This is a genomic window from Pseudomonas sp. C8002 (assembly GCF_013385765.1).
In the GTDB taxonomy this organism is placed as follows: Bacteria; Pseudomonadota; Gammaproteobacteria; order Pseudomonadales; family Pseudomonadaceae; genus Aquipseudomonas.
Genome location: NZ_JACAPJ010000025.1, coordinates 1 through 21,860, shown reverse-complemented (window position 1 = coordinate 21,860; position 21,860 = coordinate 1). Strand labels below are relative to the sequence as shown.

General features: G+C 61.3%; 23 protein-coding genes. 9 read left to right on the top strand and 14 right to left on the bottom strand.

What is annotated here, in order from left to right; genetic code table 11:
• Positions 1-182 precede the first annotated feature (182 nt).
• The 4 genes from HX814_RS24840 to HX814_RS24825 form a co-directional block, all read right to left on the bottom strand.
• On the bottom strand, positions 183-1,097 hold the full coding sequence (locus tag HX814_RS24840) for a LysR substrate-binding domain-containing protein (protein WP_173883068.1): 915 nt from the start codon (positions 1,095-1,097) through the stop codon (positions 183-185).
• Positions 1,098-1,288: 191 nt separating this feature from the next.
• Positions 1,289-2,593 (bottom strand): C4-dicarboxylate transporter DctA, encoded by a 1,305-nt coding sequence (gene dctA, locus HX814_RS24835; protein WP_003207293.1) that lies wholly within the window; start codon positions 2,591-2,593, stop codon positions 1,289-1,291.
• 98 nt (positions 2,594-2,691) lie between these two features.
• Positions 2,692-3,567, bottom strand: coding sequence for an alpha/beta fold hydrolase (locus HX814_RS24830; RefSeq protein ID WP_008430843.1), 876 nt, complete (start codon positions 3,565-3,567; stop codon positions 2,692-2,694).
• 238 nt (positions 3,568-3,805) lie between these two features.
• Complete coding sequence (locus HX814_RS24825; RefSeq protein ID WP_003210114.1) at positions 3,806-4,267, bottom strand: VOC family protein; 462 nt, start codon at positions 4,265-4,267, stop codon at positions 3,806-3,808.
• A gap of 235 nt (positions 4,268-4,502) precedes the next feature.
• On the opposite strand from HX814_RS24825, the gene HX814_RS24820 reads away from it, so the two are divergent.
• The 3 genes from HX814_RS24820 to HX814_RS24810 are packed head-to-tail and all read left to right on the top strand — an operon-like array spanning position 4,503 to position 7,195.
• Complete coding sequence (locus tag HX814_RS24820; RefSeq protein ID WP_177008986.1) at positions 4,503-5,726, top strand: SfnB family sulfur acquisition oxidoreductase; 1,224 nt, start codon at positions 4,503-4,505, stop codon at positions 5,724-5,726.
• Between the two features lie 3 nt (positions 5,727-5,729).
• Positions 5,730-6,395, top strand: coding sequence for a methionine ABC transporter permease (locus tag HX814_RS24815; RefSeq protein WP_008430846.1), 666 nt, complete (start codon positions 5,730-5,732; stop codon positions 6,393-6,395).
• A 29-nt stretch (positions 6,396-6,424) separates the two neighbouring features.
• Positions 6,425-7,195, top strand: coding sequence for a MetQ/NlpA family ABC transporter substrate-binding protein (locus HX814_RS24810; protein ID WP_102369600.1), 771 nt, complete (start codon positions 6,425-6,427; stop codon positions 7,193-7,195).
• A 146-nt stretch (positions 7,196-7,341) separates the two neighbouring features.
• Here HX814_RS24810 and soxR read toward each other — a convergent pair whose 3' ends face one another.
• Positions 7,342-7,785, bottom strand: a complete 444-nt coding sequence (gene soxR, locus HX814_RS24805) for a redox-sensitive transcriptional activator SoxR (RefSeq protein WP_008430848.1) — start codon at positions 7,783-7,785, stop codon at positions 7,342-7,344.
• Between the two features lie 90 nt (positions 7,786-7,875).
• On the opposite strand from soxR, the gene HX814_RS24800 reads away from it, so the two are divergent.
• A complete protein-coding gene (locus tag HX814_RS24800) occupies positions 7,876-8,238 on the top strand; it encodes an antibiotic biosynthesis monooxygenase (RefSeq protein WP_177008985.1) in 363 nt (120 codons plus the stop codon).
• On the opposite strand, the gene HX814_RS24795 is transcribed toward HX814_RS24800, so the two are convergent.
• Genes HX814_RS24795 through msuE form a run of 4 tightly spaced genes read right to left on the bottom strand, consistent with a single transcriptional unit; the run spans position 8,230 to position 12,298 of the window.
• Positions 8,230-9,333, bottom strand: a complete 1,104-nt coding sequence (locus tag HX814_RS24795; protein WP_003210127.1) for a sigma-54-dependent Fis family transcriptional regulator — start codon at positions 9,331-9,333, stop codon at positions 8,230-8,232. The genes HX814_RS24800 and HX814_RS24795 overlap by 9 nt on opposite strands.
• A gap of 11 nt (positions 9,334-9,344) precedes the next feature.
• Entirely contained in the window at positions 9,345-10,532 is a 1,188-nt protein-coding gene (locus HX814_RS24790; RefSeq protein ID WP_003210129.1) for an acyl-CoA dehydrogenase family protein, read from the bottom strand.
• 47 nt (positions 10,533-10,579) lie between these two features.
• Positions 10,580-11,725: an FMNH2-dependent alkanesulfonate monooxygenase gene (gene ssuD, locus HX814_RS24785; protein ID WP_177008984.1), complete on the bottom strand. Its 1,146-nt coding sequence runs from the start codon at positions 11,723-11,725 to the stop codon at positions 10,580-10,582.
• 9 nt (positions 11,726-11,734) lie between these two features.
• Entirely contained in the window at positions 11,735-12,298 is a 564-nt protein-coding gene (gene msuE / locus HX814_RS24780) for an FMN reductase (RefSeq protein WP_003210131.1), read from the bottom strand.
• A gap of 397 nt (positions 12,299-12,695) precedes the next feature.
• On the opposite strand from msuE, the gene HX814_RS24775 reads away from it, so the two are divergent.
• The 3 genes from HX814_RS24775 (at position 12,696) to HX814_RS24765 (ending at position 16,199) form a co-directional block, all read left to right on the top strand.
• On the top strand, positions 12,696-12,965 hold the full coding sequence (locus tag HX814_RS24775; RefSeq protein WP_008430855.1) for a hypothetical protein: 270 nt from the start codon (positions 12,696-12,698) through the stop codon (positions 12,963-12,965).
• A 228-nt stretch (positions 12,966-13,193) separates the two neighbouring features.
• Complete coding sequence (locus HX814_RS24770; protein ID WP_177008983.1) at positions 13,194-14,354, top strand: cysteine desulfurase family protein; 1,161 nt, start codon at positions 13,194-13,196, stop codon at positions 14,352-14,354.
• Between the two features lie 36 nt (positions 14,355-14,390).
• Positions 14,391-16,199 (top strand): aminopeptidase P family protein, encoded by a 1,809-nt coding sequence (locus tag HX814_RS24765; RefSeq protein WP_177008982.1) that lies wholly within the window; start codon positions 14,391-14,393, stop codon positions 16,197-16,199.
• Here HX814_RS24765 and HX814_RS24760 read toward each other — a convergent pair.
• Positions 16,192-17,100, bottom strand: coding sequence for a LysR family transcriptional regulator (locus tag HX814_RS24760; protein ID WP_177008981.1), 909 nt, complete (start codon positions 17,098-17,100; stop codon positions 16,192-16,194). The two genes, HX814_RS24765 and HX814_RS24760, sit on opposite strands and share 8 nt — an antisense overlap.
• Positions 17,101-17,215: 115 nt before the next feature.
• Between HX814_RS24760 and HX814_RS24755 the strand changes: the two genes are divergently transcribed.
• A complete protein-coding gene (locus tag HX814_RS24755; protein WP_177008980.1) occupies positions 17,216-18,211 on the top strand; it encodes a zinc-dependent alcohol dehydrogenase family protein in 996 nt (331 codons plus the stop codon).
• Here the strand turns inward: HX814_RS24755 and HX814_RS24750 are convergent.
• Together HX814_RS24750 and HX814_RS24745 are read right to left on the bottom strand one after the other, a co-directional pair.
• Entirely contained in the window at positions 18,208-18,798 is a 591-nt protein-coding gene (locus tag HX814_RS24750; protein ID WP_177008979.1) for a 2-hydroxychromene-2-carboxylate isomerase, read from the bottom strand. The genes HX814_RS24755 and HX814_RS24750 overlap by 4 nt on opposite strands.
• Before the next feature lie 35 nt (positions 18,799-18,833).
• On the bottom strand, positions 18,834-19,565 hold the full coding sequence (locus HX814_RS24745) for an SDR family oxidoreductase (RefSeq protein WP_003210139.1): 732 nt from the start codon (positions 19,563-19,565) through the stop codon (positions 18,834-18,836).
• Between the two features lie 89 nt (positions 19,566-19,654).
• On the opposite strand from HX814_RS24745, the gene HX814_RS24740 reads away from it, so the two are divergent.
• Entirely contained in the window at positions 19,655-20,215 is a 561-nt protein-coding gene (locus HX814_RS24740; RefSeq protein WP_134327053.1) for a TetR/AcrR family transcriptional regulator, read from the top strand.
• Positions 20,216-20,227: 12 nt separating this feature from the next.
• Here the strand turns inward: HX814_RS24740 and HX814_RS24735 are convergent, their stop codons facing one another.
• Positions 20,228-20,509 (bottom strand): hypothetical protein, encoded by a 282-nt coding sequence (locus HX814_RS24735; RefSeq protein ID WP_003210144.1) that lies wholly within the window; start codon positions 20,507-20,509, stop codon positions 20,228-20,230.
• A 167-nt stretch (positions 20,510-20,676) separates the two neighbouring features.
• Positions 20,677-21,564 carry a threonine/homoserine exporter RhtA gene (rhtA, locus tag HX814_RS24730; protein WP_003210146.1) on the bottom strand — a complete coding sequence of 296 codons (888 nt, stop codon included), beginning with the start codon at positions 21,562-21,564 and terminating at the stop codon, positions 20,677-20,679.
• Positions 21,565-21,860: the final 296 nt, after the last annotated feature.

Genomic DNA, 21,860 nt, shown 5'->3' with positions numbered 1-21,860 from the left:
CCAGAATGCCAGCGTCATCGTTAACGACCTTCGCGAGCAAGCCCGCTCCCACATTTGGACCGTGCCCGCTTTTGATTTGGCTTTTTGCTCTACGACACTCAAGCCGGCCGGTAGGCCGCTGTAAGAGCAGAACCGTCAGCGGCCGTTACCGCAGCAACGGATATGTACTCAAACCCGGCACGCTAAATCGACAACCCCTTGAAGTGCTCCTGTAAAAACTCTACACACGCCCGCAACTTCCCGGAGTAGGCCAGCCGCGTCGGGTACACCGCCCACACGTTGGCGCTCTGGGTGTAGTCGTGCAGCACCTGCACCAGTTTCCCTTGCTCCAGCAGCGGCTTCACATCCCACATCGAACGCAGCAACACGCCGCGCCCGTCCAGGGCCCATTGCAAGACGATCTCGCCGTTATTCGACGACAACGGCCCGCGCACGCGCACGCTGTCCTGCACGCCATCGCGCTCCAGGTGCCAGATGCCAAACGCGTTGTCGCGCTCCTTGAGCACCAGGCAGTCGTGCTGTTCCAGGTCGCTCAAGTGCTGCGGCACACCACGGCGTTCGAGGTAGGCGGGCGCCGCACACAGCACCCGCCGGTTACTCACCAGCCGGCGACCGATGTGTTGCCCGGGGATGTCGTCGCCCACGCGAATCTCCAGGTCGAAACCCTCGCTGACGATATCCACCACCCGGTCGAACAGGTCCAGGCGAATCTCCAGGTCCGGGTATTGTTCGGCCAATAGCGACAAGGCCGGTGCCACATGGTTACGGCCGAAACCGAAGCTGCTGCACAAATGCAGGTGGCCGCGCGGGCTGTCGTGGGCGTCGGAAAGCTCGTCGGACAACTGCTGGAAGTCTTCGAGAATCCGCACGGCCCAGCGCTGCACGCGCTCACCGTCTTCGGTCAGGGCGATACGGCGGCTGGTGCGGTGCAGCAGGCGGGTGGCGAGGGTGGTTTCGAGAATCTGGATACGCTTGCTGACGTAGGCCGGGGACAAACCCAGCTCGTCGGCAGCCGCAGCAAAGCCGGCCTTGCGGATCACGGTCAGGAATACCCGCAGGTCTTCAGGTAGGGGCACGGTATCTTTCTTGTTGTTCATCAGAAACAGGCATGGCGGCATGAACCGCCAGAATAGCACCGGTATGGCGAAGGAGTTTCTGTGGTGAGGGCGCTTGCTGTGGCAAGGGAGCTTGCTCCCGCTGGAGTGCGTAGCGCTCCCAAAGATCTTGGGGCCGCTGCGCAGCCCAGCGGGAGCAAGCTCCCTCGCCACAGGGGATTGGTGTTTAAGGGTTACTCGGCGGCGATCTTCGCCTGGGCGGCGGCCCGTGCATGGCGGCCGTGCTTGAGGGCGATGGGCGCCATTTTCTCGCGATCCAGTTCACCTTCCCAGGCCGCCACCACCAGCGCCGCCACGGCATTGCCGATGATGTTGGTCAGTGAGCGGCATTCAGCCATGAACCGGTCCACACCCAGGATCAGCACCATCGCCGCCACCGGCACCGTCGGCACCACCGCGAGGCTGGCGGCCAGCGCGACAAAACCTGCGCCCACCACCGCACCGGCGCCTTTTGAGGTAAGCATCGCCACCGCCAGCAGGGTCAGTTGTTGCTCCAGCGTCAGGTCGATATTGGTCGCCTGGGCCAGGAACAGCACCGCCAGGGTCATATAGATGTTGGTGCCGTCCAGGTTGAAGGTGTAGCCGGTGGGCACCACGATCCCCACCACGCCTTTGGACGCGCCAAGGCTTTCAAGTTTCTGGATCAGTTGCGGCAGGGCCGATTCGGATGAGCTGGTGCCCAGCACGATCAACAGTTCAGCCTTGATGTAGGTCAGCAGCTTGAAGATGCTGAACCCCACATACCGGGCGATGCTGCCCAGCACCACGGCGACGAAGAAAAACGCGGTGACGTAGAACGTGCCCACCAGTTTCAACAGCGGCAGCAGCGAGCCCAGGCCGTATTTGCCGATGGTGAAGGCGATGGCCCCGAAGGCCCCGATCGGCGCGACGCGGCTGATCATCCCGACGATGCGGAAGAACACTTCGCTGGCCTGGTTGATCACGCCGACCAGGGGCCGGCCCTTCTCGCCGATCATCACCAGCCCGAGGCCAAACAGCACCGACACAAACAGTACCGGGAGGATTTCGCCTTTGGAGAAGGCGTCGAAGAAGGTAGTGGGGATCACATGCATCAGGAACCCGGTGACGCCTTCGCCGTGTTCGGCCTGGCCGACAAAACCGGCGATGGCGGAGGTGTCGAGGGTCTTCACGTCGATATTGAAACCCACGCCGGGGTGCAGCAGGTGCGCGGCGAGGATGCCGATTACCAGGGCGATGCTGGAGACGATCTCAAAGTACAGCAGCGCCTTGCCGCCGACGCGGCCCACCTGCTTCACGTCGTGCATGCTGGTGATGCCGGAGACCACGGTGCAGAAGATGATCGGGCCGATGATCATCTTGATCAGCTTGATAAACCCGTCGCCCAACGGCTTGAGGTCGATGCCCACCTGAGGCCAGTGGTTGCCGATCAACACGCCCAGCACAATGGCGATGATCACCTGCACATACAGGGTTCCCAGCAGTTTTCTGATTGTCATTTTTATTATCTCGAGACGTTTTTTGGGCAAGCAGATCCCGTCGCAGGCTGTTTCAAGCCTGCGGGGCGGGATCGGTCAGGTCAGCGGTTCATAAAGGCTCAGCGAAGGAAGGTCAGGACTTCGCCGAGCAGCACTTCAGGGATTTCTTCTGCGATGTAGTGGCCGGCCGGCAGGGCCTTGCCACGTACGTCGGTCGCGACTTTCTGCCATTCCTTGAGGGGTTCGAAGCAGCGCCCGACGGTGCCTTCGGCGCCCCACATCACCAGCAGCGGCAGCTCCAGGTGGTTGCCCTTGTCGATATCGGCGCGGTCGTGCTCAAGGTCGATGCCGGCGGCGGCGCGATAGTCCTCGCAGATCCCGGTGGCGGTGCCCGGCAGTTTCAGGCAACGCAGGTATTCGGCGAAGGCTTCATCGGTGAACGGCTTGAGCCCGGCACTGCGGCTGCCCATGACGCTGCGCAGGTAGAGTTCCGGGTTGCCTTCAATCAGGCTCTCGGGCAACGGCGCCGGGCGGATCAGGAAGAACCAGTGCCAGTAGGCGCGGGCAAAGGCTTCGTCGGTCTGGGCGTACATGGACAGGGTTGGTGCGATGTCCAGCAGCACCATGCGCTGCACGGCCTTGGGGTGGTCCAGGGCGAGGCGATGGGCGACGCGGGCGCCACGGTCGTGGGCCAGCACCGAGAACTCGTCGAAGCCCAGGGCTTTCATCAGCTCGACGCCGTCGCGGGCCATTTCGCGTTTTGAATAATTGGTGTGATGGTCAATGGCGGCGGGCTTGCTGCTGTCGCCATAACCGCGCAGGTCGGCGGCGACCACGGTGAAGTGTTCGGCCAGTTGCTCGGCGACCTTGTGCCAGATGACGTGGGTCTGCGGGTGCCCGTGCAGCAGGAGCAGGCCGGGACCCGCGCCGCCTTTGCGGTAGCTGATGTCCACACCGTTGACGTGGCGCTGGTCTTTTTGGAATCCGGCGAACATGGAATGACTCCTTGTGATGATTGCCTGCATCCTGAAATCACACGGCGCCCGGGGCAAGGGGGAAAGCGTGGAGGGGTTGTTCATGAAGTGTGTTGAAGCCCGATCTTTCAGGCAGTGCAGGTCAACGGTGGGAGCTGGCTTGCCTGCGATGCAGGCAACTCGGTGTATCAGTCGCACCGAGGTGATGCCATCCCAGGCAAGCCAGTTCCTACCGTTGGGTTGTGTCGCCCAGGCGACTTCATCCTTGCTTGAACAACGCCTCGGCCCGCTGGCGAACTTGCGCCTCGGTCAAGTCCTCCTTGCGCGTGGCCAGGAACCACACATGCCCGAAGGGGTCTTTCAGCGTCCCGGAACGGTCACCGTAAAACTGATCCTTGGGTTCTGAAATCGCCGTGCCGCCGGCCTTGATGGCCTGGGCGAACTGTTGGTCGACATCTTGCACATAGAGATGCAGGCAAACGCTGGGGTGTTCTTTTCCCGGGCTGCCGAACGACATTTCGCCACAGGGCGAGGCCATCATGATCGCCGAATCGCCAATGCGCAGTTCGGCATGGCCGATCTTGCCGTCGGGCATGTCCAGGCGCATGACTTCGGTGGCACCAAAGGCTCGTTTGTAGAACTCGATGGCTTCAGCGGCTTTGTCGATGCCCAGGTACGGCGTGATGCTGTGGTAGCCCTCGGGAATGGGTTTAACGCTCATATCGTTCTCCTTGATGGTGGTTGTGGAGGGACGGCTTTTTCACTATAGGCCACGTGCGCCGTGGCTTGCGGGCAGCCGACGAGGTGTTGCCCAGGCAACAGCAAACCGGCAGTTTGCTGCGCCAAGGGCGGTCTGCCGCGCGTATATCGGGAGCAAACCCTTGTGTTTGAAGGCCAGGCGCCTCAGGCACAGAAGCTGCAATGCCTCTGGCAAACCATTCGCCCGAGAGCGTTGTATGTCTGTACTGCCTGTATCTGCCGATTACCCGATTCACACGCCCCACGCCGAGTTGATCCGCGACGAGGCCCACGCACTGGCCGTTGCCCGCCGAGTCGCTGCCGTGTTGCTGGAACAGGACGCCGAGCGCGATCGCACCCGCCAGGTGCCTGCGGAGGTCGTCGACCTGTATTCCAACAGCGGTCTGTGGGGCATCAGCGTGCCCCGCGAGTTTGGTGGTGCCCAGGTGTCATACGCGGTGTTGGCCCAGGTGATTGCGATTATCTCGGCGGCCGACCCTTCGCTGGGGCAAATCCCGCAGAACCATTACTGCCTGCTGGAAGATATCCGCCTGCAAGGCACGCCCGAGCAGCAGGCGTACTTTTTTGCCCTGGCGCTGGAAGGGCATCGGTTTGCCAATGCGCTGTCGGAAACCGGCGGCAAGAACGTCCAGGACATCCAGGCGACCATTCGCCGGCAAGGCGATGGCTATGTGATCAACGGTCGCAAGGGTTATTGCACCGGTTCGCTGTATGCCCACTGGCTGGCGGTGCTGGCGCTGGATGAACAGCAGAATGCGCAATTGGCGTTCGTGCCGCGCGGCACCGCAGGCCTGGTGGTGGTCGACGACTGGGACAGCATGGGCCAACGCACCACCTCCAGCGGCACGGTGCTGGCCGAAGGCTTGAAGGTGCCGGCGTTCAATCTGTTTCCTACCCATCGCTCCTACGATTCGCCGACCCTGGCCGGGCCTTTCGCTCAATTGACCACCGCCGCCATCGATGCCGGCATCGCCCGTGCCGCGTTGCGTGACACGGTGCAGTTCGTCCGGCAATTCGCCCGTCCATGGATCGATGCCGGGGTGGAAAACGCCAGTGAAGACCCGCTGACTATCATCCAGGTCGGCGCGCTGGATATTCGCCTGGAAGCGGCGGAAGCCTTGCTGGAGCGGGCCGGAAAGGCCCTGGACGCCGCGCGCCCGGCACCCGATGAAGACAACGTTGCCCATGCCTCCCTGGCTGTCGCGCGGGCCAAGGTACTGACCACTGAAATCGCCATTGAAGCCAGCAACAAGCTCTTCGAACTCGGCGGCACCCGCTCCACCCTGAAGAAGCACAACTTCGACCGTCACTGGCGCAATGCACGGGTGCATACCCTGCATGACCCGGTGCGCTGGAAGTATCACGTGGTGGGCAACTGGCTGCTCAACGGCGCCAAGCCACCGCGTCACGATTGGTCTTGACCCATGGCCGAGCTGTTTAAAAACATCTATTGGGCCGACATCGGCCAAGCCTGCCTGGAAACCCTGAGCATGCTCAGCGCGGCCCTGGGTTTTACCGTGCTGCTGGGGTTGCCGCTGGGGGTGCTGTTGTTCCTCACCGGCAAGCGCCAGTTGCACGAAACCCTGGTGGTGTATCGGGCGCTGTCGGTGGTGGTCAACGTGCTGCGCTCGCTGCCGTTCATCATCCTGCTGATTGTGCTGATCCCGGTGACCACCTTGCTGGTGGGCACCTCCCTGGGCGTGGCCGGTACGATTCCGCCGTTGGTGGTGGGCTGTACGCCGTTCTTTGCACGGCTGGTGGAAACCGCCTTGCGCGAAGTCGACCGTGGCGTGGTGGAGGCCACTCAATCCATGGGCGCCAGCACCTGGCAGGTGATCCGCCACACGCTGTTGCCGGAAGCCCGGGGCGGGCTGTTGGCAGCGGTCACTGTCACCGCGATTGTGCTGGTGGACTACACCGCCATGGCCGGGGTGATTGGTGGCGGTGGCCTGGGCGACCTGGCTATCCGCTACGGCTATCAGCGTTTCCAGACCGACGTGATGGTGGTCACCGTGTTGCTGCTGTTGGTGCTGGTGCAGGCCCTGCAGATGACCGGTGACCGTTTGGTGGCGCATTACAGCCGCCGTTGATTCCTATAACTAATGCCTTCGGAGCAACCATGAAAAAATCCCTGGCCATCTTGGCCGCTGTCTTGTCCTTCAATGCCGTTGCCAACGAGACGCTGGTCGTCGGCGCCACGCCCGTGCCTCACGCCGAGATCCTCGAGTTCGTAAAGCCGGTGCTGGCCAAGGAAGGCGTGGACCTGCAAATCAAGGTCTTCACCGATTTCATCCAGCCCAACCAGCAACTGGCGCTGAAGAACATCGACGCCAACTACTACCAGTACCGGCCATTCCTGGATGACTACAACAAGACCCGGAATACCAACCTCGTGCCGGTGGTCGGTGTGCACATCGAGCCTTTCGGCGCGTACTCGACCAAGATCAAAAATATCTCGGAGTTGAAAGACGGCGCGACAGTGTCGATCCCCAACGACCCGGTCAACACTGGCCGCGCCTTGGTGCTGCTGGACGAAGCCGGCCTGATCAAGCTCAAGGACCCGAGCAACACCCTGGCCACGCCGCGGGATATCGTTGAAAACCCCAAGCACCTGAAAATTCGTGAACTGGAAGGTGCGTTGCTGGCCCGCTCGGTGAGCCAGGTGGACCTGGCGTTCGTGTTTGCCAACTACGCCCTGGAAGCGGGGATCGACACCAACAGCGCGTTGATCGTCGAGAAGGGCAAGAGCCTGTATGTGGAGTACCTGGTCGCGCGCCCGGACAACATCAATGACCCTGGCATCCAGAAACTGGCCAAGGCGTTGAACTCCGATGAAGTGCGCCAGTTCATCCTGACCCGCTATAAAGGCCAGATTGCCCCGGGCTTCTAAGTCTGACGGCGATCAAAATGTGGGAGCGGGCTTGTGTGGGAGCGGGCTTGCTCGCGAAGGCGGTGGATCAGCCACTGCATCTGGCGACTGACACCCCGCTTTCGCGAGCAAGCCCGCTCCCACATTGATCGAGTTTTACCCCGCCATTATGTGGACGGCTCCAAGAGTTGTGCCCCAGGCCCGCGCTCACCCAGTACGTCGTCGTGATTGCGCAGCGGGCACGCCTCCAGCGACAGGCACCCGCAGCCAATACAGCCGTTGAGTTTGTCCCGCAGCAACATCAGTTTTTCGATGCGCTGGTCCAGGTCCTCACGCCATAGCGCAGACAGGCGCTCCCAATCGGCAGCGTTGGGCGTGCGGCCATCGGGCAAGGTTTGCAGCGCGTCATGGATCGTCGCCAGGGGAATGCCCAAACGCTGGGCAATCTTGATCACCACCACCCGGCGCAACACATCCCGCGGATAGCGCCGCTGGTTGCCGGCGTTGCGGTGGCTCTTGATCAATCCCTTGGTTTCATAAAAGTGCAGCGCGGTAACCGCCACGCCACTGCGGGCTGCCAATTGGCCGACGGTGAGTTCTTTGGTGACCATGAAAAAGCCCTTGACCTTGACTTAACTAGAGGTTTTACCCTGCGTGGCATCGAATCGCAAGATTGTGCCTACAGTGAGAGGGGAATGTTCATGCAGGTATTAGAGAAGAGTCTGAGTTTTACCCAGATGGTCGAATTCCACATCGAGCCTCAGCAGCAATCGGCTTTGGTGGCGGCCCTGTCATCCCAGAGCGAGCGCCTGGCCCAGGGCCATGGCGGCTTCATCAATGCCAGCGTGCAGGTCAGCGATGATGGGCGCCGGGTGCTCAGCTACCTGCAATGGCGCTCCCGCGAGGAGGGGGAAGCGGCCTTCATGTGTTTTGAGCACGGTGAGGAAGACTTCTGGACGCTGATCCGCGCCCACCAGGCCACGGCGGTGACCTTCGGTTCGTTCCAGGTGCTGCGCAGCATCGAGCGCAGCCATGACAACGCTCTGCACTGCCGCCTAAATTGACAGGTGCAGCATGCGCTCGCCCTGTACGTTTTCGCCGGGGCGTCGCTTGTTCACCGCCAGCTCGCCGATCTTGATCAAACGGGTACGGGTCACGTTGCGGCTCAGGCCCAGCAGGTTGGCGGTGTGCACCTGGTTGTAATGGCTGAAGCGGTAGGCGGCGCGCAGCAGCGCATCCTCGACCTTTTCATGCAGGGCCCCGGCCTGTTCCTCGAAGAGCTTTTGAAAGGCGCGTTCCAGCAGGGCTTCGGCGCTGTTGTCGGTGCCGTGCTGGCTGTCGTCCTGACGCTCGATGCGCATGTTCGACAGGCGCAGGTCGTCGCGCTCGATCACCCCGTTGCGGCAGATCAGCAGGGTGTGGTGGATCACGTTTTCCAGCTCGCGGATGTTGCCCGGCCAGCTGTAGCTTTTGAGCTTTTGCTCGGCCTCGCGGCTGATGGTGATCGGGCCGTAACCCAGGCGCTGGCTGTAGGCTTCGATGAAATGCCGGGTCAGTGGCAGGATGTCACCGGGCCGATCCCGCAGGGGGCTGAGTTCGAGGCTGACCACGTCTAGGCGGTAGTACAGGTCTTCGCGGAAATGCCCGGCATTGATGGCTTTCTCCAACTGAACGTTGGTGGCCGCCAATACCCGCACGTCGATGGGAATGCTTTTGCGTGAGCCCAGGCGCACCACTTCGCGTTCCTGCAGTACCCGTAGCAGCTTGACCTGGATCGCCATCGGCAAGTCACCGATTTCATCGAGGAACAAGGTGCCGCCGTCCGCCTCTTCGAACCAGCCGGCCTTGGCACTGAGGGCGCCGGTGAAGGCGCCTTTTTCATGGCCGAACAGCTCGGCTTCCACCAGGGATTCGGAAAACGCGCCGCAGTTCACGGCCACGAAGGGCCGGTTGCGCCGGGCGCTGAGGTTGTGGATATGGCGCGCCACCAGCTCTTTACCGGTGCCGGTTTCGCCGATGATCAACACGCTGGCTTCGCTGGGCGCGACTTGCTGGATGTGCGCCAGCAGCGCCTGGGATTTGGGGTCTTCGAAGACCTGGGCCGTGGCGCGGATCGAGGTCGCAAGAGCGGGCGAGGGCGGTAAGGTTAAAAGCTGCATGGGCACCTCTTCTAGGAGTAGAACGTGGGAATCGGCAGGGACTGGTTCAACGCCCAGTCCCCCAGTTCGTGGAGCTTGTAGTCCACCGGGTCGTGCAAGGTTTGCGTGCGCAGGTTGCGCCAGTGCCGGTCCAGGCGCAGCGAGGCGTGAGTGGAGCGCGCGCCGGTGACTTCGAACAGGCGGCTGCACAGCTCCAGGCCGTTGCGGGTGGCCGCGACCTTGGCCGTGGCGATGGCGATGGCCAGCTCGCCGCGCTCGCTTTCACTGAGGCTCGGGCCCTTGGCCCAGGCCTGGTCCAGCAGTTCGGCGGCGCGTTCCACCAGCAGGCGCACGCCTTCCAGCGCGACCCAGAATTCGCCGTAGTGGTTGAGCACGTACGGGTCCTGGCGAATGTCCTGCACCGTGGATTTATGCCAGGGCCGGGTTTCGGTCAGGGTGTAATTCCGGGCTTCGGCAAACGCGCCTTCGGCGATGCCGAGGAACATGTGGGTGAAGGTCAGTTGAGCGATCAGTGGGCGCAGGCAGGCGAAGGGCGTACTCAGCGGGCCGGGATCGAGGAGCAATTCCGACTCTTCCACGCGTACCCGTTCGAAGCTGGCGCTGCCGCTGTCGGTCTGGCGCTGGCCGATGTTGTTCCAGTCATTGTGCAGGGTGATGCCACTGCGCCCGCTGGGGATGGCCGCGATCAGCAGCTTGCCGCCGGCGCTTTCATCCACCGCCGAGGCGATCAGCATTTCCGAGTCGCTGGCTCCGGAGCAAAAGCTCTTCTTGCCGGAGAATTCGCGCCAGCCGTTGTAGGCTTTGACCACCGTGCGCGTGTCCAGCGGGTTGAGGGCGTTGCCCCAGAACCAGTTCTTGCGCGCGGTTTGTTCGAACCAGGGTTGCCATTGCTCCGGGCGTGAGAACAGGCGAACGGTGGCGAGCATCAGGTGATGAAAACCGAAGACGTGGGCGATAGAGCTGTCGACCTTGGCGAATTCGCGCACGATCTCCAGGGTTTCGCTCCAGCGGGCGCCGAGGCCGCCGTACTGGGTGGGAATGCTCAGGGCCAGCAAGCCGCTTTGGCGCAGGGCGTCACGTTCGGTCTTCGGTGTGCCGCCGCGCTCGTCGCGTTCGACGGCAGTGAGGGCAAATTCGGCGGCCAGCAGTTTGGCGGTCTGCAAGGGTGAGGGCAGGACGCTGTTGGGTTTGGCTGTCACGCGGTATTCCTCATGGTGTGCCGGGGCGTGCCCCGGCAGACGGCAGGTCAGGCCTTGGCTTTTGCCGGCAGGACGTCGTTGGCAATCATTTCGCCGAACGGCCCGGTGAGGTTGGTGACGCCGCGCCCGGCCAGGCTGGCGTAGGGTTCCGGCAGCAGCGGGAACACCAGTTCGGCAAAGCGATACGCCTCTTCCAGGTGCGGGTAGCCGGAGAAGATGAAGCTTTCGATGCCCAGGTCTGCGTATTCCTTGATGCGCTCGGCGACTTGCTGAGGGTTGCCCACCAGGGCCGTGCCCGCGCCGCCACGTACCAGGCCGACGCCGGCCCACAGGTTGGGGGCGATTTCCAGGTTGTCGCGGCGCCCGTCGTGCAGGGCGGCCATGCGCCGCTGGCCTTCGGAGTCAAAGCGCGAGAAGGATTTTTGCGCGGCGGCGATGGTCTCGTCGCTGATGTGCTCGATCAGTTTCGCTGCGGCATTCCAGGCGTCTTCTTCGGTTTCGCGCACGATCACATGCAGGCGAATCCCGAATTTGACGGTGCGCCCGTGGCGGGCGGCGCGCTCACGCACGTCGGCGAGTTTCTCGGCGACGGCAGCCGGTGGTTCGCCCCAGGTCAGGTACACGTCGACTTGTTCGGCGGCGAGGTCGTGGGCAGCGTCCGAGGAACCGCCGAAGTACAGCGGTGGATATGGCTTCTGCACCGGTGGGTAAAGTGCCTTGGCGTTCTGCACGCGCAGGTGTTTGCCTTCGAAATCCACCGATTCGCCTTGCAACACGCGGCGCCAGATCTTCAGGAATTCGTCGGTCACTTCGTAGCGTTCGCTGTGATCGAGGAAGCTGCCGTCGCCGCGGTTTTCGTCGGGGTCGCCGCCGGTCACCACGTTGATCAACAGGCGGCCACCGGACAGGCGGTCGAGGGTGGCGGCCATGCGGGCCGAGACGGTTGGCGAGATGATCCCCGGGCGGATCGCCACCAGGTAACGCAGGCGTTCGGTCAACGGCACCAGCGCCGAGGCAATCACCCAGGAGTCTTCGCAGGAGCGGCCGGTGGGAATCAGCACGCCGTGGTAGCCGAGGTTGTCGGCGGCCTGGGCGACTTGTTTCAAATAGTTGAGGGTGACCGGGCGAGCACCCTGGGTGGTGCCCAGGTAGTGGCCGTCACCGTGTGTAGGCAGAAACCAGAAAACATCCATGACAAATCCTTAAGCGATTTTCAGCAGAGAGGTGGGATGCGCGGCAAACAACGGCGCGGCGCGTTCTGCAGCAAGGCGAATGCGGGCCTTCAAGGGCTCACTGGTTATGTGGTAATCGGTGAAATCGGCCTCGGTGGCGTACACGCCAATGGGCAAGGTCAGGGCCTGGAAGAAACTGAACAGCGGGCGCAACTGGTGATCGAGTACCAGGGCGTGGCGTTCGCTGCCGCCGGTGGCCGCCAGCAACACCGGGGTGTTGATCAGGGCGTTGAGGTCGACCAGGTCGAACAGGTGTTTGAGCAGGCCGGGGTAGGAGCCGCGATACACCGGCGCGGCAACGATCAGCAAGTCGGCCTGTTCGATGGCCTGCAGTTGCGCTTCGACGTCGGCGGGCAATTCCTGGCGGGACAGTGCGCCGCCCAGCGGCCGGGCAATGTCGCCCAGTTCGATCAGGGTGGCCTGGATCGGCAATTGATCGGCCAGTTCGGCCAGCACCGCCTGGGTCAACACCAGGGTGCGGGACGGACGCCAGGTTCCGCCGGAGAGGGCAACGACATTCAGTGGACGGGTCATCAACAGTTCCTTTTTCAACAGTGGCTCAGGGCAAGAGCAGTAGCAGGGCTTGAGCAAGAGCTGTACCAAGCTGTGCAGCCCTTGACTGGCGTGGCCTCTGTGCCAGGTGTTGGAAAATGGTGGTGTTGTCTGCCTGGTGTTTTGTTGAATGACTGTTGCCTGGGCAACAGTTGCCAGGCGAACAGTGGCGTGAGTGTTGAGGCCATTTATAGAGGGTTGTGTTTATTCCGTAAATGAACGTATTTCCATATTTATAGACCTAGATGGAATATATGGCGCGACTATCAGAAGTGTCGCAAAGGTTGATAGCGACTATCACGGCTGATGATTTTTCACCGTGCAGGTGCGGGAGTAGCCTGTACTCATTGACTTCAGCCCGTTTCGCAGGACCTTCGCCATGAACCGTTTTCTCGCCATTTCCGTATTGCTTGTCACCTCAGTCCTTGCCGGTTGTGCGACACATTCGTCGCCCGAACTGCGTGGCTACTCGGCCGAGGAGAGCAAGGAACTGGCGCTTGAAGCCCTGAGCCGTCGAGGCCTGTCATTTGATGAATACCAACAGAAGAAAGCCGAACTGACCGGCCAGCCACGGAACACCTTCGGTTTCGACCGTCAGGGTGAGATGAATGCCGAGCGCAGCATGACGCTGCACGGTCGCCCCAGTTGAGTCAGTGGCGAGGTCTGAAAAGCCCGAGGTTTCCCACAGGAACCTCGGGCTTTTTGTTTGCCACCCGTTTCCCGGAGCCTGTTAAGCTGAATTTCAGGAGCGTTCCTACGCACTTTTAAATAAAGTGGTCTTTCTTTAACGGCACGGGATCAGGTAAACCATCTTCCTTCCTGATTGCGGCCCCTGAGACGTTGTTCTCGGGAACCTGCTCTGCGAGTCTTTAACGTCATGAATAAACGTCCGCTGTATTTCGACTACGCCGCCACCACGCCGGTGGATGAGCGGGTCATCCAGGTGATGGTTGAGTGTCTGGGCTTCAATGCCAACTTCGGCAACCCTGCGTCCAGTTCCCACGCGTTCGGCCAACAGGCCCGGCAAACGGTTGAGCAGGCACGGGGCCAGGTGGCTGAGTTGGTCGGCGCCGAGCCGGCACAGATTGTCTGGACCTCCGGTGCCACCGAGTCCAACAACCTCGCCATCAAGGGCGTTGCCCAGGCGCGCGGCGTGGCCGGCGGGCACATCATCACCAGCCAGATTGAACACAAGGCCACGCTCGACACCGCTCGCCAGTTGCAGGAAGCCGGGGTTGCCGTGACGTACCTGGTGCCGGACGCCGAGGGTTTGATCAGTGTCGAGGCGGTGAGCGAAGCATTGCGTGAGGACACCTTCCTGGTGTCGCTGATGCTGGTGAACAACGAGCTGGGCACTCTTAACGATATCCGGGCGATTGGCGCACGCGTGCGCGAGCATGGCGCGCTGTTTCACGTGGATGCGGCGCAGGGCGCAGGCAAGGTCGAGATTGACCTGGCCGAATGGCCAGTGGACCTCATGTCATTTTCCGCACACAAACTCTATGGTCCCAAGGGTATCGGCGCGTTGTACGTCGGCCCACGTGCGCAGCAGAAAGTGCTGGCGCAGATTCACGGCGGTGGCCATGAAGGTGGTTTGCGTTCGGGCACCCTGGCAACTCACCAGATTGCCGGCATGGGCACCGCGTTTGCCCTGGCGGCAGCGTCCTTTGCTGAAGAAAAGGCGACCATCGTTGCCTTGCGCGAGCGCCTGCTGGAACAGCTGAATACAATTGCCGGGGTGCGCCTCAATGGCAGCCTTACCCAACGCATTCCCCACACCCTGAGCCTGACGTTCAGCGAAAGCGAGTTCAATTCCGCCGCCTTGAGCGCGGGCATTGCCTTCTCGGCCACTTCGGCCTGCAATTCGGCGAGCAATGCACCGTCCCATGTGCTTCTGGCGCTGGGCCATGATGCCCGCAGCGCAGGTCGCACCATTCGCTTGAGCCTCGGGCGGTTTACCACCGAGCAGGATATCGATCAGGCGGTACAGCTGATCAAGGCGGCACTGGCCAGCGCACCGGCGTTCTGGGCCGTTTGACCCCATAACAATTATTAGTGGTTAGCAGGAGACACGATGAGCACACAGCCTTTGACCCATGGAACGGTTCCCCAGCGCCTGGCGCACACCCGCGAACTGATGAGCCGCGAGGGCATTCATGCCCTGTTGGTGCCGTCGGCGGACCCGCACTTGTCCGAATACCTGCCGGGTTACTGGCAGGGGCGCCAGTGGTTGTCGGGTTTCCATGGGTCGGTGGGCACGCTGATTGTTACTGCGGATTTTGCCGGTGTATGGGCAGACAGCCGCTATTGGGAACAGGCGACCAAGGAGCTCAAGGGCAGTGGCATCGAGTTGGTCAAGCTGCAACCCGGCCAGCCCGGGCCGCTGGAATGGCTCGCGGAGCAGACGCCGGAAGGCGGCGTGGTGGCCGTTGATGGTGCGGTCATGGCCGTGGCCTCGGCGCGCACCCTGGGCAGCAAGCTGGAGGCACGTGGTGCAAGCTTGCGCACGGATATCGACTTGTTGAATGAAGTCTGGCAAGACCGTCCAACCTTGCCGAACCAACCGATCTATCAACATCTGCCACCCCAGGCCACCGTCAGCCGTGGCGAGAAGCTCGCAGCCCTGCGTGCCAGCTTGACGGAAAAGGGGGCCGACTGGCATTTCATCGCGACCCTGGATGACATTGCCTGGCTCTTTAACCTGCGGGGTGGCGACGTTTCGTTCAACCCGGTGTTTGTCTCGTTTGCCTTGATCGGCCAGCAGCAGGCGACGCTGTTTGTGGCCCTGAGCAAAGTCGACGCCGAGCTTCGCGCGGTGCTGGAACAGGATGGCGTGACCCTGCGCGATTACAGCGAAGTCGCAGCGGCGTTGAAGGACATTCCTTCGGGCGCGAGTGTGCAGGTCGACCCGGCCCGGGTGACCGCCGGCTTGCTGGAAAACCTGGGCAGTGGCGTCACGCTGATCGAGGGGCTTAACCCGACCACCTTGGCCAAATCGCGCAAGAGCCTGGCGGACGCCGAGCACATTCGCCAGGCCATGGAGCAGGACGGCGCGGCCCTGTGTGAATTCTTCGCCTGGCTCGACAGCGCGTTGGGCCGTGAGCGCATCACCGAACTGACCATTGATGAGCACCTGACGGCAGCGCGTACCCGTCGTCCGGGTTATGTGTCGCTGAGCTTCAATACGATTGCCGCATTCAACGCCAACGGCGCGATGCCGCACTATCACGCGACCGAGGAAGAACACGCGCTGATCGAGGGCGATGGCTTGCTGCTGATCGACTCCGGTGGCCAATACCTGGGCGGCACGACCGATATCACGCGGATGGTGCCTATCGGGACGCCAAGCGAAGAGCAGAAGCGCGACTGCACGCGGGTGCTCAAAGGTGTGATTGCCTTGTCTCGCGCGCATTTCCCCAAGGGCATTCTTTCGCCGCTGCTGGATTCCATCGCCCGTGCGCCGATCTGGGCCGAGGGTGTGGACTACGGCCACGGTACCGGTCATGGCGTCGGCTATTTCCTCAATGTGCATGAAGGCCCGCAGGTGATCGCCTATCAAGCCGTCGCCGCACCGCAAACGGCAATGCAGGCAGGCATGATTACCTCCATCGAGCCCGGCACTTACCGGCCGGGCCGCTGGGGTGTGCGCATCGAGAACCTGGTGTTGAACCGTGAAGCGGGCAAGACCGAGTTTGGCGAGTTCCTCAAGTTCGAGACACTCACGCTGTGCCCGATCGACACCCGTTGCCTGGAGCCGTCGTTGCTGACGGTGGAAGAACGCCAGTGGTTCAACGATTACCACGCGCAAGTCCTTGAGCGCCTGAGCCCGCTGCTCAGTGGCGCGGCACTGGAATGGTTGCAGGTGCGTACGGCCGCTATCTGAGGGGCTGCAGCTCGGGCGCCTGGGTCAGGGCATCGGCCATGTAGTCGATAAACGCTTTGACCCGGGCGGACTGGCGGCGATTGGGTGCCGAAACGGCATGAATCGGCAGCGACTGCGGGGTGTAGTCCTGCAGCAAGGCGACCACCCGGCCGGCCTTCAGGTCATCAAAGAACAACCACAGGGGCGACAGCGCAATGCCGTGCCCCGCCAATACCATCTCGCGTATAGCCTCGGAGTTATTGCTCTGGGCGTTGCCCTTGATCTTGACACTGTGCCGCGTCCCGTCCTTTTCGTAGCCCCATTGGTTCTGGCTGCTGAGCAGGTTGAACAGCAGGCAATTGTGCCGGGCCAGCTCTTGCGGTGTTTGCGGCGCCGGGTGTTTGGCCAGATAGGCCGGACTGGCGAGGGTGACCCGGTGAGTAGTGCCGATCTGCCGGGCGATCAGGCCGCTGTCGCGCAACTCGCCGATGCGCAGGGTAACGTCCAGGCCTTCGCTGACCAGGTCCTGATTTTGATCGCTCAGTTGCAGGTCAACCTGTACCTGTGGGTATCGATCGAGAAATCCCGCCAGGCGTGAGGCGATGTGCAGGCGACCGAAGCTCACCGACGAGCCAATGCGTAACGGACCGGCGACAGCCTCCTTGCCGGACTGGAAGCTGTGTTCTGCAGCATCCACCGCCGCGAGGATTTGTCGGCAATGGCTGTAGTAGCGCTGGCCTTCGTCTGTCAGGGAGAGTTTGCGGGTGCTGCGGGAAATCAGCTTGCCGCCCAGTTCTGTCTCCAGTGCACGTAGTACTTTGCTGATAGTGGGCTGAGTGGTCTGCAACTCCCGGGCAACCGCAGAGAAACTCCCGCGCTCGATCACTCGAACGAAAATGGCCATTGCGTTGAGCTTATCCATGGGGCTACCGATTCATGCCAAATGAGCATGGTCACTATAGCCGTTTGGCGTCTTATCGGCATGAATGGCCGGGCACATCATGGTGATCACTTCCTGATGAATCGAGATCGCGACCATGACTGATACAACTCAAATGCACGCCCTGGTGGTGGATGTGGCGAACGGGCCGTTACGGCTGGCAACGATTCCAAGGCCGACGCCTGGGGATGGTGAGGTGCTGGTGAAGATCAAGGCCAGTGGCCTCAACCCGTTGGATGGGAAAGTTCGAGCAGGCGAGGCGGCCCATGCCCGTCAGCCGTTGCCGGCTGTGATTGGCTTGGACTTGGCGGGGATCATCGAGACGGTGGGCCCGGGTATCAACGAGTGGAAGGCGGGCGACGAGGTGTACGCCCTGGCGACGGGAGTGGGCGGCCTCCAGGGTTCGTTGGCGGAGTTTGCCGTGGTGGATGCGCGCTTGCTGGCGAGAAAACCCGTGACCCTTAGCATGCGCGAAGCCGCGGCATTGCCGCTGGTGCTGATCACCGCATGGGAAGGGCTGGTGGACCGTGCGCATGTAGGCCCGGGGCATAAAGTACTGATTCAGGGCGGTGCGGGTGGTGTAGGACATGTCGCCGTGCAAGTGGCTAATGCATTTGGCGCCGAGGTGTTTGCGACCGGTTCAGCCAGGCAGCGGGCGTTGATCGAGGGGCTGGGCGCTACGTTTATCGACTACCAACAGCACACCGTCGAGGAGTATGTAGCTTTGCACACGGCGGGCGAAGGTTTTGACATTGTGTATGACACGGTGGGCGGGCCGACGCTGGATGCATCCTTCCGGGCGGCCAGGACTTATCACGGGCATGTGCTGAGTTGTCTTGGCTGGGGTTCTCATAGCCTGGCGCCGTTGTCGTTTCGCGGGGCGACTTACTCCGGGGTGTTTACCCTGCTGCCGATGCTGACGGGCAAGGGGCGGGAGCACCACGGGCAGATCCTTGCCGAGGCGGCGCAGTTGATTGATGACGGGAAGCTCACGCCGATTCTCGACGGGCGTCAATTCGACCTGCACTCGGCAAACGCCGCCTGCGAGTTACTCGCCGGCGGCGCTCAAGGGCGTCTGGTGATTGAAATCTAGCTCAGCGCTTCGCGGACAAACTCCAGGCGGTCCTGGCCGAAAAACAACTGGTCGTCGACGAACATCGTAGGCGCCCCGAATACGCCGCGCTGGATGGCGTGCTCGGTATTGTCTTTGAGGGTGGCCTTGACGGCATCGTCATTCGTCAACGCGAGGACTGCTTCGGGATCAAAGCCGTGTTCAGCCAGCACCGCAGCCACCACAGCAGGATCACCCAGGTGACGGCCTTCTACCCAAAGGGCACGGAACAGGCAATCGATGAAATCCTGAAAACGCTCGGGTTGGCGCATTTGGACACCGGTGACAGCGCGCATCAGCGTCAATGTATTGATGGGGAAGTGTGGGTTGAACTTGAGCGGGGCGTTGTAGCGCTGGGCGTAGCGTGCCAGGTCCTGGAACATGTAGTGACCTTTGGCGGGAACGGTGGCCGGTGATGCATTGCCGGTGGCCTTGAACACCCCGCCCAGCAGCATTGGCTTGTAAATCAGCTGGGTGCCGGTTGCAGCGCACAGGCCTGGAAGTTGGGTGTAGGCCAGATAGGTGGCAGGGCTGCCGAGGTCGAAGAAAAATTCTACTGTTTTACTCATGCTGGATACTCGCAGTTTATTGTTATGGGGCGCGCTTACCAGGGTTCATTCCAGGGGCGCAGGTCCAGCTCGAAGGTCCAGGCGTCCCGGGGCTGGCTGTGCAGGTACCAATAGTTATCGGCGATGTGGTCCGGATTGAGAATGCCGTCCTGATCCTTGAGGGCGTATTTTTGCGGGAAGTTGTCGCGGATGAAGTCGGTGTCGATGGCGCCATCCACGACGACGTGGGCGACGTGGATATTCCGTGGGCCCAGTTCGCGAGCCATGCTCTGCGCCAGTGCACGGATCCCGTGTTTGGCTCCAGCGAACGCGGCAAAGCCGGCGGCTCCACGCAACCCGGCCGTGGCACCGGTAAACAGGATGGTGCCGCGGTTACGGGTGACCATGCGCTTGGCCACTTCCCGCGCGTTGAGGAAGCCTGAGAAACAGGCCATCTCCCAAATCTTGAAGTACTTGCGGGCGGTTTCTTCCAGGATGCTGCACGGCACATTGGCGCCGATGTTGAACACGAAGGCTTCGATGGGGCCCAGCTCGGTTTCAATCCGCTCGATCAGCGCGATAACGTCTTCTTCCTTGCGGGCATCGCAGGCAAAGCCATGCGCCTCGCCACCTGCTGCGTGGATGCTATCCACCAAGGGTTGCAGTTTATCGGCGCTGCGCCGGGTGACGCAGGCGACGTAACCCTCACGGGCGAAACGCTTGGCGATGGCACCACCTGTGGCATCGCCGGCACCCACTACCAGTACGATTTTCTTGTTGTTCGTCATGGGAGATCCTTTAGTAAACGATCGTTTGCCAAACGAACGTTATGCTACGATCCAGCAGGCGTCAAGCTGACAGCACAGTGGAGGAAGCGATGCGATATTCGGCTAGTCACAAGCAGCAAACCAGGGAAAAGCTTCTGAACAGCAGTGCGGCACTGGCGAAGAAAGAGGGTTTTGCCAGTGTCGGGGTGGATGGCTTGATGAAGGCCATTGGCTTGAGTGGCGGTGCGTTTTATAGCCACTTCGCTTCGAAGGATGAATTGTTCAGTTCGATTGTCGAGCGTGAATTGAGCCACAGCCTTGAGCGATTGAATGGCGACGGGGTGCAAAGCCGTGAGCGGCTGGATCGCTGTTTGAAGTTCTACCTGAGCATGGCCCATGTGGAGCAATCCGAAGCCGGATGTGCGTTGCCGAGCCTGGGGGCGGAGATTGCGCGATCTGATGTGGCCGTTCGTCAACAGGCGCAGGACTGGATTTGCCGATTGCAGGTGGGGTGGGCAGCAACACTGGGCAGCGAGCCCCTGGCGTGGTCGATTCTGTCGCAATGCATCGGCGCCCTGGTGGTGGCGCGGATGATGGTCGACCCGCAGGTGCAGGCACAGGTCCTGTCATCGAACTACGAGGTGCTCAGCCAGCAGCTGTCGAGGCTGTGAGGTCATCGACAGTTACTTGCAGATGACAATCATGCTTCGACTTGTGTAGCCGGCGGGGTTAAGACCGAACGGGTAGTCGCCTGGATCTTCGGCGTTGTCCCCCGACTTGGCGATGACTTTATAGCCTTTGGCGCCACACGAATTAGCTGCACTGGCGTAGCACTGGTCCCAGGAAGAGGACAGGCCTGAGCAGTTGATATGCAGGCCCTTCTTTCCCCGTTTTACTTCGGTCTTGGTGGTCGCGGCACAACCTGCAATTGCCACAATCATGAACAGCATCAAAATTCGCTTCATTACTATCCTTAATAGCCGCCTCGCTTAAGTGCACGAAGCTGGCTTTGCTCGCTCTCGAGTGTAGCGTTCATGATGTCCTTATCGAAAATCTCCATGAATGACACTGGGTTACGACCTAAACATGGCCTAATTGAGCGGCAAATGCCATAGCTACGTCAAATCCTGAATCAATCGGCTGGAACGAGTGGTTTTGATTCGTTACGCATGGTCAGGGTTGCACCCACCGAGGCCAGGATAATGCAGGTGATGGCCAGCCATTGCGCCAGGGACAAGTGCTCTTGAAGGAAAAACAGCCCGGACAGGGCGCCGAACGCGGGTTCGATACTCATCAGGGTTCCGAACGTGCGGGCTGGCAGGCGAGTCAGGGCGACCATCTCCAGGGTGTAGGGCAGGGCGGTGGATAAAACCGCGACACCAATGGCGATCGGGATCAGCGAGGGTGTGAGGAGTGCGGCGCCCGCGTGGACGATACCTATCGGTGCAACAAACAACGCTGCAATCATTACGCCGAGGGCCGCAGTCTGAACGCCATTGTCGGCGCCGGCCTTTTGGCCAAACAGAATGTAGAGTGCCCAGCACGCACCTGCGCCGAGTGCATAGGCGGCGCCTGTGAGGTCAATGCCGCTGCTGGCTTCGCCCACTGGGATCAATAGCAGAAGTCCGACAATCGCCAAGGCTATCCAGAGAAAGTCTACGGCGCGTCGCGAAGCGTAGATGGCTACTGCCAGTGGGCCGGTGAATTCGAGGGCTACTGCAATTCCCAGCGGAACGGTGCGCAGCGACATATAGAAGAGGAAGTTCATTCCCCCCAGCGCCATCCCGTAGACGATCACCGTCTGCAACGACTTGGCTGTCAGCTTGGCGCGCCATGGGCGTAAAAGGAGCAGCATGATCACACTGGCGAAAATCAGGCGCAGGGTGGTGGTGCCCTGGGCGCCCACGATGGGGAACATGCTTTTGGCGAGTGAGGCGCCTGATTGAATAGAGGCCATGGCAATGAGTAGCAGGCCGACCGGAAACAGTGTCGAAGCCAGGCTACGCGGGGAAGTGGTCATTGAGGGTATTCGTCCGAGGTCGTATTGAAAGAAACCGAGTGGCTATGATGCTTAACTGTTGAGCGTTGGGCAATATATTGCTCAATTAGTTAAGGGGGCCTTCCTATATAGACGAATTCCGTGATTGTCGGGATGGATTGATAGAAAAGCTGAATTAAGGGTTGACGGCAGATTCTGGAAGTCTATAATTCGCCCCACTTCCGGCGCAGTCGAAACGGAAAACTCCTTGGTAAACAAAGAGTTATGTAGGTTTCGGCAGCGAGTTGCTTCAGGTCATCGAAGCCCAGAAGGAGTTA